We start from the raw sequence: 16,616 nt of genomic DNA on the forward strand, positions 1-16,616 counted from the left end.
TTGGTTAAGCCGCATTCCGATTGTCATTCTGTTGGGCGTTCCTAAAGAACTGGAAAGCCATCAAATCCATGTCAGGGGTAATCTCGTGACCCACTTGTGGAAAAGTATTGAAGGTAGCATGTACTCCAACCTTTTGTAACCATTTGTAGAAAGTTCGGGCGCGCTCAAGGCGATTATTACCAAGATAGGGGTCATAATCGCGTGGCACATCGGCGGATTTAGTATCCATTTCCCCTACTTCAATCACAAATTGTACTTTTAAAAAAGCTTCGCGGTTAAAAGCATGCCCGGTATAATGTGAAATATCCCCTACACCAAACGGAAACGGCATAATTTTAGAAGCTGCCTGTGCGGTCTGCTCGGAACTAGGTTCGTTGATAATCGGTAGTGAGTAGCCACCGGCTGAAATTATAGCGGCTGCCAAAACCCTTTCAGGATTGAACATAGCAAAGCGATGTGCCAGTTGCGCCCCTCTGGAAAAACCAAAGAGTATAACTTTGGGGTTAATCTGCAAACCAAGGGTTACGGGAATCTGGTCGATCATATTTTGAAGCCGAGCAGAAAGCGTTGGCTCTTCTTGCGCAATAACCGAAATATCTTTCCAATTCTGGTTATATGTAAGGCTAGGCGCAACCACCACCATATGATAGCGATCGGCGTACTCAGTTAATATTCGCCCCATCGCTTGCCCGTTACCGCCCATCCCATGCAATGCCAACAATATTTGAGCGGGTGCTGTTTTATCCAGCCCAACCGGGAGATATACAAAAGCTGAGAAATCCCCTATTTCAAGGGTGATAGCCTCACTCGCCGCTTGAGTCGGGAGGGGAGTGGCAGTAGCAAATGAAGTAGCGGTAGCAGTGCTTATAGGTGCGCTATAGGTTGGTGAAGTGGTAAAAACTGTAGGTTCTGCGCTACATGCGCTTAGCAAACTGGCAAAAAGTGTAAAAATCAGGAATAGACTTAAAAAACGCTTCGTTCGGAAACTTACTGCAAAAAATCTCAAACTCGCACCGTCGCTCTCACTGCAAATGTTAAAATTTGGTAAATAAAATATGGTTGGTTTTTACTTCTAATTAACTTAACCCTTTTGCATAATTTTACAGGGCAAATGAGGTTGATGCAATCAATTTTACTAATATATTACATAAGCGTAATCAATAAAGTGAGTCGTGAGGGGGATTAGCCTCAATTGAGGGAATCTTTCCAGAGGGTAAATTTTCGAGGTTTCTATATTGAAATTTGCAAATCTAAAATAGCGCTACTACAGGCAATGTTGAGTTAAATGATAGGAAAACAAATAATTTAAAGGATATCGGTATCGTAGGTAAGAACAACGACCGTGCCTCTACCGGGAGTAGAGCGTATTTCACAAGTGCCGCCGATAACCGCCATGCGTTCCTGCATCAAAACCATTCCGGTTTGCCTGCCCATTTCACCGCTGACCAGCGCCCCGGTATTAAAGCCTTTACCCTGATCACTGATTTCAATGGTGATTTTATGGCTATTATTACGGCTTTTTTCAACCCTAAACAGGACGCTAATCGGGTAACCTTTAGCATGTTTGCAAGCATTATTAAGGGCTTCTTGAAAGGTGCGGTATAAGGCGGTTTCGACCGCACTACCCATACGAGGCGCTTCTGAACCTTCAAGGTGAAAGGTTGGCTTTGGTTCGATGCCGGGATCGGCTGAGATTTCACGGACATAACGGCGAACAGCCGCGCTCAAACCATACTCGTCCAACTCGGTGGGTCGCAGGGTTTGCACAAGATTTTTAGCTTCACCCAATATTTCTTTCAGGCGTTGCTCGGCATGAAGTAATTCCTGATTCGAGGGCGAATGTACTTTTCCCAGATAATTCTGCAAAGCTTGTCTGCTGCTAATCAGCGCCGGAATTATCCCCTCTTGAATATGATTTGAAATGTTTTTGCGCTCTTCTTCCTGAATGGAAACAAATTTCCCAAGAAAACCACGCAAACGTTCTTCCCGCTTGCTCAGTGTCTCAAAGAGACGGCGGTTATCCACCAACGTTGCCAATTGTCCGGCGAATATCTCGAATAATTCGCGTTCACCCTGCGCAAAAGTTTTTTCTAGAGAGGCGCGCCCTAACAACAAAGCGCCTTCCACTTTGCCTCCTAGTAGCAATGGCACAGCCATAACCACGCCGGGTACTGTGTCATCTGCGCTGGCTTCTGTAGTATTGCTACGCCGTAACACCACCGTGCGTTTTAACTCTACACAACGTGCCGCAAGTTTATCGGCAGGAAAACTACGCCCTGAAAAATAGCGGGTAGCTTCAAGATTAGTATGAACCGCGACGGCTTGCAAAGCGCTTTCGGCTGAATCGGCAAGGTATATCGCGCAATAATCGGTGGTAGACTCGCGGGCAGTAACTTCCACTACCGAGCTAAAGAAAGCAGTAAGATCAAAATCGCTCATCAGCATTTTGCGGGCTTCTAGCAGTGGGGAAAGCACCCGCAAACGCATTGCTTCTTGCGCTATATGGCTTTTGTCTAGCGCATCGTTAATTACGCGCTCTAATTCGGAGGAGGCAAACGGTTTTTGCAAAAAGCCCTGAACACCTAGTTGCATCGCTTTGATTACAACATCAATCGTACCGTGTGCAGTCATCAACACCGCTATCAAATCAGGCACAAGCTTACGAGCGCTGGTAAAAAGCTGGAGACCATCCATATCGGGCATGCGAATATCGGAAAGCATCAAAGCGAAAGGCTGCTGCTTTATCAATTCCAGTGCAGATTTTCCATCAGGGGCAGTTAAAACGCGGAAACCGGCTTTGCGTAAGACCGCCTCAGCTTGTTTCCTGATTATTTCCTCATCATCAACGACTAGAATAAGCTCATCTGCCATTGTTTAACCTAACACTTCCCCACTTTAAACTCATAGTGAAGTTGAAGCTTCGCCTCTTTCTAACATTTTACCACTAATTGTCTCACTACTGCTATCTGCTGAGAAGTTTAGTTTAGAACCATTTGCGCTACTGCTTGCCGTTTGCTGTTCGTTTTTCCGGTAGCGGCTTATTGCCCTATCGTAAATCCCTTCAAGCTGTTCACGCCCTTGCTTCCAACTCATTTCAGTAAGTGCGCGGGCGCGAAGCTTTTGCGCTAGAACCTGCCGCAAGCTCTCGTTCTGTGCCAGCATTTTAATATTATCTGCCAGTGAACGTGCATCCCCATATTTGGCGTAGATACCATCTTCACCCATCAACTCGCGGCTAACCGGGGTATCAAAGGCTACTGTGGGAATGCCCATCGCCATATAATTAGTAATCTTGCCCGCGCCCTCAGTCGCCGACATCTTGGGCGCGACCGCTATATCGCCGATTGAAAGCATTCGCGCCGCTTCTTGATAGGGAATCCTACCCGGAAAAATTACTCTGTCGCCCAAGCCCAAATAATTTGCCAATTCGCGATAACTATCAACACCGGGATAGCCCATGATTACGAAATGCAAGTCGGGCGCTTCATGCTTAAGCATGGCGGCAGCTTCAAGCAAATGATCCGTACCCTGATAGGGCGCAAGCACTCCCAAATAAATTACCACTTTCTTGCCCGGTGGTATATTTAGTTCGCGGCGAGTGTGTTCCGCGATTTCCCGCTCTTCCGGCGAGGTATAAGGCTTGAAGATATTGCTATTTACCCGGTCGGTCAGCGTAATAACCTGTTCTGGGTTTATCCCGAACTTATTTTTTAAGATGTTTGCCGAATTATAAGTGCTGGTAATAATCAAATCGGGGAGATGGTTGATAAAGTTTTCCAGCTTAACCGCCGGTTTGTAGAAAAAGCCTTCCGGATTGAGGAAATGATGATCTACCATTTCGCTGGTCATACTGCCCTGAAAATCGAAAACCAACGGCATGCGCCCGAATTTCAAAAGCTTGAGCATGCCACCGATTAGCGCCCCTTCATGCAGATGGGCGTGGATTATATCGGGCTTCTGGCGAAGAGCAACCTGAAAGCTCTTCAAGGCGAGAACAGCATCGAAGTAAATTTTGTGGCGGCTGCTGCCTACCTGTGCGCCCCGCTTCCACGGTACATCGAGACTACGTTGAACATCGACACCATCTATATTGTTTCCCATATGGTAGGTACACACAGTAATCTGGTGACCACCCTCTTGCAAAGCGCGTATTTCTTCAAGGATGCGTACGTGGCAGCCGTTATCGTAAAAAAACGATGTGGGCGCAACCATCAATACTTTATAAGGCAAGAGTTTCCTATTCCCCTTTTCTGGCTCTTCGGCTATCAACCGTAAACAATAACCTGTGAGCTTTAAAGCAATCATCGCTATATTACACTATGGTAAAGTCAGGCGCAAACCAGCATTTGGCTAAGAGCTTAAGCACATGCTATAATAATTGAAATAAGAACACTAACTTAGCTTTCGCTACCTATTAATAGCTACTCCTCTACCCGGAAACCGTGGAAAGGAGATCCCCTCAATGCCCAGCGGCATGGGTATTATCGGATTGGGGCGAAACGGTCGCCAAACCTTGAAATTTCGAGTAGTAACTCCCCCGGATGCAGTTTTAACATTGGCTGCGTTTGGTCTGATCGACCCTTTAAAAGCCGCCTATTTCCAACTTTTTGATATTTACCAGCATTATAAATTTAATTTCCGATTTGCCAACCCGGTTGCTATACCTGTTTCCCACGATACCGATCAGGCTTTGAGTTGTGCTAATTCTCGGCTAAAGACAAAGGATAAATGTACCCTGCTATGAATAATCCTTGGACTGAATTACCTAATGATAAGCCCTACATACTAGCCAGTGACCGGGAGATGATTGAACAATTCAATAAAATTGCTCGCACCGATCATTTTATTCATCATGAAATGCTACCCGAACCATTTATGGGAAATCCGGATGCGCCGATAGTCCTGCTTAATGGTAATCCCAGTGGTCATAGCGATAATGATTTATTTTGGTATCAAAAACCAGAATTTGCTCGGCTAACAAAAGGAAATTTAGTTCACGCCCCTTCTGACCACAGCTTTTACCTATTAAATCCAAAGGCAGAGGGTTCAGGCGGTTATAGTTGGTGGATGAAAAAGTTAAAACCAGTAATTTCTTGCTCTGATCAAAAAACTGTGGCTAATAATATATTCTGCGTTGAATATTTTCCATATCACTCAATAAGAGCTGCGAATTTTCAAAAATATAAACGTATTCCTTCACAAGAATATAGCTTTCACCTTGTCGAAAAAGCCATAAACCGAAACGCACATATAATCCTCATGCGCTGGAAAAATTCTTGGCTTGGTACATTTCCCCAGTTGAATACTTATGACAATATCTACAGGCTTAATACCAGTAGGAATGTCATAATCAGCCCCGGAAATTGTCCCGGTGGGTTTGAGAAGATTGTGGATGTGTTGAAAAATGCCAAAGCAAACGATAATTGACTTATGCTTGTTCCCGGCTAAGGGCAAAGGATAAATGTACTCTACTATGAATAATCCTTGGACTGAATTACCTAATGATAAGCCTTACATACTATCCGGTGACCGGGAGAGGATTGAACAATTCAATAAAATTGCTCGCACCGATCATTTTATTCACGATGAGTTATTTCCCGAACCATTTATGGGAAATCCTGATGCACCGATAGTCTTACTTAATGGCAATCCCGGTTATAGCGATATTGATTTATTTTGGTATCAAAAACCAGAATTTGCCCAGCTAACCAAAGGAAATTTAGTTCACGCCCCTTCTGACCACAGCTTTTACCTATTAAATCCAAAGGCAGCGGGTTCAGGTGGTTATAGTTGGTGGACAAAAAAGTTAAGACCTGTCATTTCTTGCTCTGATCAAAAAACTGTGGCTAATAATATATTCTGTGTTGAATATTTTCCCTATCACTCAATAAGAGCTGCAAATTTTCAAAAATATAAACGTATTCCATCACAAGAATATAGCTTTCACTTAGTCGAAAAAGCTATAAACCGAAACGCACTTATAATCCTTATGCGCTGGGAAAAACCTTGGCTTGGAACATTTCCCAAGTTGAGCAATTTCTACAAGCTTAAAAACACTAGGAATGTCATAATCAGCCCCAGAAATTGTCCCGGTGGGTTTGAGAAAATTGTGGAAGTGTTGAAAAATGCCAAATCAAACGATAATTGAGGCAATATTGTCACAAATCAATTTTAAAGTACAATGAAAGTCGATTATCTCAAAGTTTCAAAAGTTTTCAGCTTATAGGAACTTATTCTCAGCGCCACCCTATAAATGAAGTTTGACAAAGCTTGTAGTAATAAATACTGAGTAACGTGAATACTCAGGTTGTCACCCGCAGTAAATTAGTAGCTTAAAGTAATTATGTAAACAAGGATGGGTCAGTTATTATGAACAAAAAAACTATCGAAGATGTAGTTGTCAGCGGGAAACGTGTACTGGTGCGCGTGGATTTCAACGTGCCGTTGGAAAATGGACAGATTACCGACGACACTCGCATTCGCTCTGCCATACCCACAATTAATTATTTGGCGGGAAAAGGGGCGAAAGTGATTTTGATGTCGCACCTTGGCAGACCAAAAGGGGTGGATGAAAAATTGCGCCTGACCCCAATTGCCACCCACCTTGCCGAACTGCTCGGTAAGCCCGTGACCAAACTTGATGATTGTGTGGGCGCGGAAGTAGAAGCAGCGGTAAATGCCCTCAAGGATGGGGATGTAGCGTTGCTGGAGAACTTGCGCTTTCATCCAGAAGAAGAAAAGAACAACCCTGACTTTGCCAAGCAACTCGCCGCGCTAGGGGATGTGTATGTGAACGATGCTTTCGGCACTGCCCATCGCGCCCACGCCAGCACCGAAGGCGTAACCCACTACATCAGCGAGAGTGTAGCGGGCTATCTGATGCAAAAAGAACTCGAAATCATGGGCGGCGCGCTTTCCAACCCCACGCGCCCGTTGATCGCGATTCTGGGCGGCGCGAAAGTTTCGGACAAAATCGGCGTAATTCAGAACCTGCTCACCCGCGTTAAGGTTGATACCCTGCTCATCGGTGGCGGTATGGCTAACACCTTCTTTAAAGCGAAGGGCTACGATGTAGCCGATTCGCTGGTGGAAAATGACAAAGTAGAACTGGCTAAGGAATTGCTGAATAGCCCAGAAGGTGCGCGAATCGTGCTTCCGACAGATGTGGTGGCAGCAGATCGCTTCGCACCGGATGCAAATTACAGCATTACTACCCCCGACAAAGTAGCAGCAGGCACCCGTATTCTCGATATTGGGCCCGCCGCCGTAGCAGATTACAAAGCGCGTCTGAAAGATGCCAAAACAATAATCTGGAACGGGCCTATGGGCGTATTCGAGTTTGAAGCTTTTGCCAAAGGCACGACCGCAGTAGCGCAAGCCTTGGCAGAAGTGGATGGCACGACCATCATCGGTGGCGGTGAGAGCGTGGCAGCAGTTGAGCAAAGCGGTTTGGCAGACAAAATGACTCATATCAGCACCGGCGGCGGCGCAAGCCTTGAATTTCTTGAGGGGCGAATTTTACCCGGTGTAGAGGCTCTCAACGATAAATAGTACGTCTTGCCCCTTTTCCTTTTGGGGGAAAGGGGTTATTCTAGCATAAAGCATAGGGTTTATACCCTGCCTATGGAGGAAATATTTTGCAGATTAACAGGTCCAGTACCAGCAAACGCACTCCTATAATCGCCGGTAACTGGAAAATGAATAAAACTGTTGACGAAGCACTTGATTTAGTAGAAGATATGATGGATGACCTCGACTCGTTTGAAGGAGTTGAGGTGGTACTTTGCCCGCCTTTTCTGGCGCTCTTTGCCGTTCAGACAGAGTTGCTGGAAGATACAGAAATAAAATTGGGCGCGCAGAATATGTACTGGGAAGAGGAAGGCGCATTTACCGGCGAGGTTTCTCCGCTCATGCTCCGCGAGTTTTGCGATTACGTTATAATCGGGCATAGCGAAAGGCGTACCCTATTTGGGGAAACCGATGCCGATGTAAATCGTAAGGTCAAAGCCGCCTTTAAGCATGACATCACCCCGATTATTGCGGTAGGCGAAAATCTGGCGCAAAATGAAGCCGGGCAAGCTCAAGAAGTGGTAGAGCGGCAAGTGCGCGGCGCGTTTGAGGGCATTAGTCGCCAAGACGCAAGCACCGCAGTTATTGCCTATGAACCTATTTGGGCAATCGGAACAGGTAAAGCGGCTAACGGCGAATACGCCAATACCATATCCGCGCATATCCGCAAGATACTAACCGAGCTTTACGATGCAGAATTGGCAAATGTGGTACGTATCCAGTATGGCGGTAGCGTAAACGCGAAGAATATCGCCGAGTATTTAAGCCAGCCTGAAGTTGATGGGGCGTTGGTGGGTGGCGCAAGCCTGAAGGCTAACGATTTCGTACAGATTGTGGCAACTACCCTTGAGGTGACTGCCCGCAAATAAGGGATTGTGCGTAACTATTCACCCCCTAACCCCCTCAAGGGGGAAGGGAGAGAAGGAGGAGTTATAGGGGACACCCCTATGACCCCGGCGGGGAATTTCCCGTGCCTGCCTGTGCCCTGAAAGGGTATGAACCCGTAGGGTTACACCCCTTTTCATTAATTCGTCTCAAGGGCTGAGTAGTTGCGATTGTGCAGCTTTTGACGGGGCAGGGGTTTCCACCCTGCGCCCGTTGTATTTTATTACAGCGAAGCAACAAGATGTTTTGCATTTATTGCGGATTTAAAAATAAAGCCGAAGCAACAGATTGTGCCAATTGCGGAAAGCCACTCCTGACTCATAACGCAACTTCTGGAACACTCCAGAGTTTAGCGCGTCTGCTAGAAGAGCAAGATGAGCTTCAAGTTAGCCTACCGCCAAGTATTTTTGACGAGAATTACAAACCCTCGCCCAATAACCCTGATGATTTGTGGACAATACCCAGACCGCCCTTTCCTGAAATGGCTTCAATCCCTGAAGCAAGTAATCCACAACAGATAGATGTTCCACCGTCTTTCCAGTCTTTAAGATTGCCCCGCCAGCCTGTAAATATGGATTCGCTTGCCAGTTCTACGGTTACCAGTAGTTATGGCATCACCGAACCGCGCCCCAGCAACGTCCACTATGAGGGCAATTTTACCTGCCCAAATTGTCGCCAAATCAAGCCGCTGGCAACCTCGGTAACCATTAAAGGATTCTTGGGTTCAAGCAAAAAAATTTGCTACGAGTGTGCCAGCACCATTTCGCTACAACAAATTTACTCTGCCCCCGGTACTCTCTCCCATGCGGCAATGGGCTTTCTGGTAGGAGTAATTTTCGGCGCTTTATGCGCGGTGCTTTTTGGAATAGCCTCCCTAATTACACGGCAAGTTCTAATGGTAAGCTTTGCAATGGTGGGCTTTTTAGTGGGCGTTAGCGCCCGTTCCGGCAGTGAGAATCGTGAAGGTATTTTGGTGATGTTGGCAGCAATGCTGGCTACATTGGTAACTTTTGGTTTTTGCCTTTACACCTCTATTATCGGTATCAACAACCTAAAATTCGTAAGTTGGGTAGAATTTCAGGATATGCTGGCAAAGCAGCAGATTCTACATTACTGGGACTGGATTAGTCTTGGAGTAGCGCTGGTAATTGCTTTTCTAATACCACTCAAACCCGGCATTCGCGATATAGAATAGTTACTAAAAATCGTACCTATTCAGCTAGGAAAAATAGACCTAGAAACTCCGAGCGGGGTTCTCAGGGGTGTCCCCTTTACTTCCTCCTCTCTTTCCCCCTTGAGGGGGTAGGAGGTGAATAGTTACTAAAAAACCCTAGTTTATTAATGAGGATAAATATATGAGCGAAAAGCAGGAAAGTCTAAAAGCCGCCGCAGGGTTTTATTGCCTTGAAGATATAAAATCTGTCGAACTGGCACAAGGCATTAAAATGCAGCTTTTCTCCGGTGAAAACGTGATGATGAGCTTTGTCACCCTCGAACCCGGTGCGTTGGTGCCACTCCACAGCCATCCTCACGAGCAGATGGGTACGGTGCTGGAAGGCGAGTTTATTTTCTATATCGGTGGACTGGCTGAGGAAAATGGTAAGCGCGTAACCAAAGGTGATATATACCTTGCGCCCGGCGGAGTTTTACATGCCGCCCGGAGTATCGGCGATAAACCTTGTCTTACCCTCGATATTTTCGGTCCGATTAGAGAAGATTACATTGCCATGTTCAAGACTACACATGGACATGAGGTAAGCGGCTTACAAGTTAGTGAGCAGGAGCAAAAGTAAATGACCGTAAAGAATATCACTCCGGCGAGTCTAGCAGGGGTAATGCCGCCCTTACCTACCCCTTTCGATGCACAGGGTGAAGTGGCATTAGGAAAGCTGCGTGAAAATCTCGATAGCCTGAACCGCTTTGGGCTGACCGGATTTGTGATTCTGGGCAGCAACGGCGAATATGTATATTTAGAAGAATCTGAAAAGCTGGCAGCAATTGCCGCCGCGCGTGAATCTATACCCTCGGATAAGCTGTTGGTAGCCGGAACAGGCACGGAATCCACCCGCGCTACTATTCGCCTAACCCGCGCGGCGGCGGAAAACGGGGCTGATGTAGCAATAGTAATTACGCCCGGTTACTATAAAAATGCTATGACCGGAGAGGCGATGGTGGCGCATTTTACTGCCCTCGCCGAAGCTTCAACCATCCCGATAGTGCTTTATAATATGCCCGCTTACGCCGGAATCGACATGAGCGTAGATACCATACTCAAGCTTGCGGCGCATCCCAATATTATCGGGTTGAAGGAAAGCTCAGGGAATCTGGTTAAAATCGGCGAGTTGGTGCAAGGCGTAGCGGTGCGCAAGCTAGATTTTGCGATATTGGCAGGCTCTGCTTCGTTCCTGTTGCCCACGCTGGCGGTAGGCGGAATGGGAGGTGTAGCGGCGCTGGCAAATATTGCGCCCCAACAATGCCTCGATATTTATAATTACTTTCGGAGTGGGCATTTGGAAGAAGCGCAGCAAGTGCAATTGCAGGTACTCGCTGCCAACGCCGCAGTCACAACCCGTTTCGGGGTCGCGGGCTTGAAATACGCGATGGATAAGCTCGGCATGTATGGTGGCGCAGTACGTCCTCCACTATTACCGCTAAACGCCGCCGCCGCAAGTGAAATTGATGGAACTATTGAATCAATGAAGTAGTTTGCAATGAGCGATTTAGTTAACGTGGTTGCGTGGGGGATAGTGCTGGGCATTTTCGTTGCGGCGGGATGCACAGCCGCTCTCTGGGCAATCATTTTTATAGATAATCTTCAATAAAGTGTCGCGTAATATCAGGGCAAGTGCAAGGGCGGTTTTTCCATTTTCAACCTGACCTCTTCCAAGAAAATTAACCCGTAGAGGGTGTGAACCGCCCTTCCCACGATTGCCCAATCCACAAGATTTGCGCCACCCAAGGTGAGCGCATCCCGATACGCCCTTACCTAAACCCCTTTGAGAACCGTTTTATAGGGGACGATTTCTTTCCCATTAAATTTAGCTAATGTCTTTTTTTTAGCAGCTTTAATTTGCTATAATTACATTTATATATAGCAATACATAGCTAACTAGGGATTATATATGCAAAAATCTAACCGCTATCTAAATGTTGGAACAAGCGACCTGCAGTAGCTCAACCGTTTGGATAGCGTTTATTTTTGTTACTAAAGAATCTCTCTCCCGTAGTACAAACACAGTGGTATAAATTAAGACAGTCGAAAGCGACAGTACCCATGAAAGATAGCGTCACAGAACATAAGCTGAGCCAGCACGAAGAAGAATTAGAACGCCTACGTGCCAAAGTAGCCGAACTGGAACAAACCGAACGTGCGTTGCTTGAACGCGAAGCTGAACTCCGGCAAACCAACCAGTTTTTGAATACCATCATCAATAATTTACCTATATTTGTCTATGCACATGACCAAAATGGGAATATCTCAATAGCAAAAGGCAAAGGGTTAGAACAGTTAAACCTGAAGACAGAAGACTTAAAAGGCAAAGCCATCTATGAGATGCACGGCGCTACAGAAACAGAGTTGGTAAGGGATATTTTACAACGCTTCATGCTGGGTAACGATAAAGAAATCATAAGGATGCGCAATGGCTGGTACGAATTTCATGGGAATGCCCTGAAGGATGAGCAGGGAAATGTCATCGGCGGGGTGGGTGCGGCAATTGACATCACCGAACGCAAACAACTGGAAGAAGCCTTAAAGCACAAAAACGAGCAGTTTGACCTCGCCCTCAAAGCGGCAAAGGCAGGGGTTTGGGAATTTCAACTCCCTTCGCTTGAAATAAGCTGGTCAGATTATTTGTATGAACTCTACGGCACTACTCGCGAAGAATTTGAAGCAAGCGGGAGTAGTCCTAGTGACTTCACCCCGCCGGAAGACTACCAGCGAACAAAGCTAATCTATGAAAAGTCGGTTGCAAATCACGAGGATTTTCAGGCAGATTATCAGATCAGGTGGAAAGACGGCTCAATCCACTGGCTTGAATCGAGCGGGTGCTGCTTTTACGATAAAAATGGAATACCCACCAAGGTAGTAGGTATCACCTACGATATAACCAAACGCAAACAATCAGAAATTGCCTTGCAAGAGAGCGAGGAACGTTTCCGGCTTGTCGCGGATAATTCCAACGATGTTATCTGGACGATGAATAGTAAAGGACAGTTTACTTATGTAAGCCCTTCCGTGCTACAACTCAGAGGCTATACCCCAGAAGAGGTTTTGCGACAAACCATAGATGAAGCCCTAACCCCAGAATCTGCCAAAATTGCTCAGCAAGGTGTAATAGAATCTATCAAGTTGGCGCAAGAAGGCAAAATTAAGAAAGGATTAAATAAATTAGAGCAACCTTGCAAAGATGGCAGCACCGTTTGGACAGAGGCTTCAACCAGCATAATGTATGACACAGAAGGTAATTTTAAGGGGATTCTAGGTATCACCCGTGATATTACCGAACGCTTAAAAGCCGAAGAGGCATTGCGTAAATCGGAAGAAAAATTCTCCAAAATCTTTAATGCCAGCCCTATGCCGATAACTATCTCAACGCTAGAAGATGGGCTTCTCCTAGACGCTAATCAAAAATCCCTTGAGTTTTTCGGATACGCCAAAGAGGAATTTGTCGAACATACCGTCAGTGAACTAGGTATTTGGGTTAATCCTGAACTCCGAAGCAAGGTAGTACAACTAGTAGAAAAACAAGGTTATTTTTATCATCTTGACAATGATTACCGCACTAAAAGCGGCGAAATTCGCAATACTATTGCTTTTTTCGATCTAATTGAACTAGATGGCAAAATAAGAGTGCTGTCGATTCTGAATGACATCACCGAACGCAAACAAGTAGAAAAGGCGTTGCGTAAATCGGAAGAGAAATTTTCCAAAATCTTCGATTGCAGCCCGGTTGCAACAATAATCACCAATCCTGAAGATGGAGAAATACTAGATATTAACCCTAGCGCACTCCAACTTTTCGGCTTCACCCGCGAAGAATGTATCGGGCGAACTTCAGAAGAGCTTGCAGTTTGGGCGCAACCTGAGCTAAGAGTGCAGGTTGGTAATATTTTGGTTAATCGGGGCTATCTCCGCCAATTTGAAAATACCTACCGAATTAAAAGCGGTGAAATCCGCCATGTACTGGCTTATTATGAACTGATAGAGCTAGGGGGTGTTAGGCGGGTTTTGTCCCTCATTAACGATATAACCGAAATAAAAACGGCGCAAGAAGAGCGCCAAAAAAGCGATGAGCGTTTCAGAGTTGTTTTTGAAAATGCGTCGGTAGGTATCACAATTTCAGATTTGAATCGCAAATTTTTAGATACTAACCAGCGTTTCTGCGATATAACCGGCTACAGCGCACAAGAAATACTCAATATGAGTACCGAGGAACTAACCGTTGCGGAAGATTATGAAGTAGAAAAAAAATATATCGAACAAGTGCAAAACGGTGAAAGCTTCAACTACAGCCTTGAAAAGCGCTATATTCGCAAGGATGGCTCGCCCGTTTGGGTTTTTGTCAGTGTAACATTAATAGCCGGCTTTAACGGTTCACCCGACTACAACATAGCGATAATTGATGATATAGATGCACGTAAGAAAGCCACAGAAGCCTTACACCTTAGTGAAGCACGCTTAGCATTAATCTATGATAATACTTCCGATGCAATGGCTTTAATTGAGGTTAACGGCGATCAACCCGGACGCATACTCAGTGTAAACAAAAGTTATATCAAGGCGCTTAGGAGTCTTAACCTTGATGTAACTGAAGCAGATATTGTCGGGCAAAACCTAGCATCATTTTTCTCCCAAGTGCTTAGTATAAACGAGGAAGAAAATGAAAGCGAAATCCAACAGTATCGTCAGGTTATACGCGCTAAAAAGCCGCTATTATACGAACATTATAATCAGCTAGGTAATAGCCAATACTACGGCGAAGCGCAGTTAGTGCCTGTTCTAGACGAAATGGGGGAATGTCGCTTCTTACTATGGTCTTCCCATGATATTACCGAAAAGCGGTTGGCGGAACAAGCCCGGCGCGAAAGTGAAGTACGCTTATCGCTGATTTTAAGTAACACCTCGGATATGATTGAACTGTATGAAGTTAAGGATGGCATTCCAGACGCTATTGTTTTTGTTAATCAGAGCATTTTAAAGGTAATTCACAGTGTCGAACCTCAAGTTACCATAGAGGATATTATCGGCAAGGATTGGAAAGTTCTACACTATGCTTCGGGTGTAGGGGTTGACTATATTGAAAATGAGTTGGGGCATTTCCGCCAAGCAATTGAGTCGCGCAAACCCCACCAATACGAATATTCATTGAAACCGTTAGGGCAAACTTTATACGGGGAAGCCACCATCGTACCAGTGCTGGATGAGAGCGGTAATTGCCGCTATGTGTTGCGTTCTGCCCGTGACATTACCGAGCGAAAGAAAGCCGAGCTTGCGCTACGTCAACGAGAGCAAGAGTATAAAGCGCTGGTCGAAAATTCGCCCGATATTATCGCACGTCTGGATACACAGGGTTTATATCTTTATGTAAACCCGGCTAGTGAACCGATTATAAATCGTCCCGCCGAAACGCTATTAGGTACTGGCGTTGCAGAACAGGCTTTTAGTCCGAACGATAAAGAAATAATTTACAATGCCATTAATTCTACCCTCGAAACCGGCAAAGAAGCGGTAGTAGAGTTTTCCTATCCTTCTCCCACCAAAGGCGAAGTATATTACCAAGCGCGAATAGTGCCAGAATATAACGAAGCAGGAGAGATTGTTTCGGTACTTACTATCGCTCGCGATATAACCAGCCTAAAAGAAGCCCAAATTGCGCTTGTGAAAAGCCAAGAAGCGCTCTTTCAGGCGCAAAAACTGGAGTCGGTGGGACGGTTGGCGGGAGGAATAGCGCATGACTTTAACAACATCCTGACAGCGATCATCGGCTACGCAAATCTGTTGAGCATTACCTTACCAGAAAACAATTCAAACCGTAGCAATTTGCTTGAAATCGAAAATGCCGCAAATAGAGCGGCTTCTCTGACACGCCAATTGCTGGCTTTCAGTCGTCGCCAAATGCTTCAGCCTAAATTAATGGATTTGAACGCTATAATCCAAGAACTGGATCGGATGTTGCGGCGCCTGATTGGCGAAGATATTATTTTGATTGAGAATCTTGACCCAGATTTGGGCAGAATAAAAGCCGACCCGGTTCAAATAGAACAGGTCATCCTGAATTTGGTGGTCAATGCCAGAGATGCAATGTTAAATGGCGGAAAACTAGTGTTAGAAACCAGCAATATCGAAGTTGACGCAACGCTGACAGAGCTTCATAGCGAATTAAAGCAAGGACCTTATGTGCTGATTACCGTAACTGATAACGGAATTGGCATGGATAAGGAGGTTCTCGATCATATTTTCGAGCCTTTCTTTACCACCAAAGAGCTTGGAAAAGGGACAGGGCTTGGGCTGGCAACCGTGTACGGCATTATCCGACAGAGTGAGGGAATGATTCTAGTCGATAGCCAGCGTGGGGCAGGCACTACTTTTCAGATTTATCTGCCACGTTTCGAGAGCAGTGGAAACTATGAACCGACACACCCAGAGGTTGACTCAACAAAAGTAGGCTCAGAAACCATCTTATTAGTTGAAGATGAAGATTTGGTGCGGCGCTTGTCATATACGGTGCTGGTTAAAAAGGGATTTAAAGTACTGGAAGCAGCTAATGGCAAAGAAGCATTGGATATTTGCCGCCAATACGTCGGAGAAATCCATTTACTGATCAGCGATGTGGTGATGCCCGAAATGGGCGGGCTAGAACTGATTGACTATGTGCGGAAACATTTCCCGAAAATAAAGTTAATGTTGATGTCCGGCTACAGTAACGAGATGGTCGAACAGGTGGTTATCAAGGGCAAAGCCGAATTTATTCAGAAACCCTTCACCCCAACAATTTTATTAAATAGAGTGCGGGAAGTGCTCAACAAGCACCTATAAAACTTACGCTTCAAACTAGGGGAATATCAGAACATTTTCCAAATCTGTATTGGCTACTACAACCATACTTAATCAATCTTGCTATAATAACAATGTGCTTATCTACGGAAACATTTGTTATTTA

The 16,616-nt window shown here is 45.5% G+C and carries 12 protein-coding genes; 9 read left to right on the forward strand and 3 right to left on the reverse strand.

Features of this window, described 5'->3' with window-relative positions; genetic code table 11:
* Positions 1 to 4 precede the first annotated feature (4 nt).
* The 3 genes from OZ401_RS20525 to OZ401_RS20535 form a co-directional block, all read right to left on the reverse strand.
* Positions 5 to 1,006, reverse strand: coding sequence for an alpha/beta hydrolase (locus tag OZ401_RS20525; protein WP_341470391.1), 1,002 nt, complete (start codon positions 1,004 to 1,006; stop codon positions 5 to 7).
* A gap of 299 nt (positions 1,007 to 1,305) precedes the next feature.
* Positions 1,306 to 2,871 carry a response regulator gene (locus tag OZ401_RS20530; protein ID WP_341470392.1) on the reverse strand — a complete coding sequence of 522 codons (1,566 nt, stop codon included), beginning with the start codon at positions 2,869 to 2,871 and terminating at the stop codon, positions 1,306 to 1,308.
* A 30-nt stretch (positions 2,872 to 2,901) separates the two neighbouring features.
* Positions 2,902 to 4,230: a glycosyltransferase family 4 protein gene (locus OZ401_RS20535; protein ID WP_341470393.1), complete on the reverse strand. Its 1,329-nt coding sequence runs from the start codon at positions 4,228 to 4,230 to the stop codon at positions 2,902 to 2,904.
* A 232-nt stretch (positions 4,231 to 4,462) separates the two neighbouring features.
* On the opposite strand from OZ401_RS20535, the gene OZ401_RS20540 reads away from it, so the two are divergent.
* The 9 genes from OZ401_RS20540 (at position 4,463) to OZ401_RS20580 (ending at position 16,492) form a co-directional block, all read left to right on the forward strand.
* Entirely contained in the window at positions 4,463 to 4,744 is a 282-nt protein-coding gene (locus OZ401_RS20540; RefSeq protein WP_341470394.1) for a hypothetical protein, read from the forward strand.
* Entirely contained in the window at positions 4,741 to 5,427 is a 687-nt protein-coding gene (locus tag OZ401_RS20545; RefSeq protein ID WP_341470395.1) for a hypothetical protein, read from the forward strand. The genes OZ401_RS20540 and OZ401_RS20545 overlap by 4 nt, the downstream gene beginning before the upstream one ends.
* Before the next feature lie 46 nt (positions 5,428 to 5,473).
* The gene (locus tag OZ401_RS20550) at positions 5,474 to 6,148 is read left to right on the forward strand and encodes a hypothetical protein (RefSeq protein ID WP_341470396.1); all 675 of its coding nucleotides are present in this window, start codon (positions 5,474 to 5,476) and stop codon (positions 6,146 to 6,148) included.
* 221 nt (positions 6,149 to 6,369) lie between these two features.
* The gene (locus OZ401_RS20555; protein WP_341470397.1) at positions 6,370 to 7,551 is read left to right on the forward strand and encodes a phosphoglycerate kinase; all 1,182 of its coding nucleotides are present in this window, start codon (positions 6,370 to 6,372) and stop codon (positions 7,549 to 7,551) included.
* Positions 7,552 to 7,637: 86 nt separating this feature from the next.
* Positions 7,638 to 8,438: a triose-phosphate isomerase gene (gene tpiA, locus OZ401_RS20560; protein WP_341470398.1), complete on the forward strand. Its 801-nt coding sequence runs from the start codon at positions 7,638 to 7,640 to the stop codon at positions 8,436 to 8,438.
* A gap of 257 nt (positions 8,439 to 8,695) precedes the next feature.
* Positions 8,696 to 9,649 (forward strand): hypothetical protein, encoded by a 954-nt coding sequence (locus OZ401_RS20565; RefSeq protein WP_341470399.1) that lies wholly within the window; start codon positions 8,696 to 8,698, stop codon positions 9,647 to 9,649.
* A 160-nt stretch (positions 9,650 to 9,809) separates the two neighbouring features.
* Complete coding sequence (locus tag OZ401_RS20570; protein WP_341470400.1) at positions 9,810 to 10,247, forward strand: cupin domain-containing protein; 438 nt, start codon at positions 9,810 to 9,812, stop codon at positions 10,245 to 10,247.
* Complete coding sequence (locus tag OZ401_RS20575) at positions 10,248 to 11,159, forward strand: dihydrodipicolinate synthase family protein (protein ID WP_341470401.1); 912 nt, start codon at positions 10,248 to 10,250, stop codon at positions 11,157 to 11,159.
* A gap of 569 nt (positions 11,160 to 11,728) precedes the next feature.
* On the forward strand, positions 11,729 to 16,492 hold the full coding sequence (locus tag OZ401_RS20580; protein WP_341470402.1) for a PAS domain S-box protein: 4,764 nt from the start codon (positions 11,729 to 11,731) through the stop codon (positions 16,490 to 16,492).
* The last annotated feature ends 124 nt before the right edge of the window (positions 16,493 to 16,616 follow it).

It is taken from the genome of Candidatus Chlorohelix allophototropha, assembly GCF_030389965.1.
Classification (GTDB): Bacteria; Chloroflexota; Chloroflexia; order Chloroheliales; family Chloroheliaceae; genus Chlorohelix; species Chlorohelix allophototropha.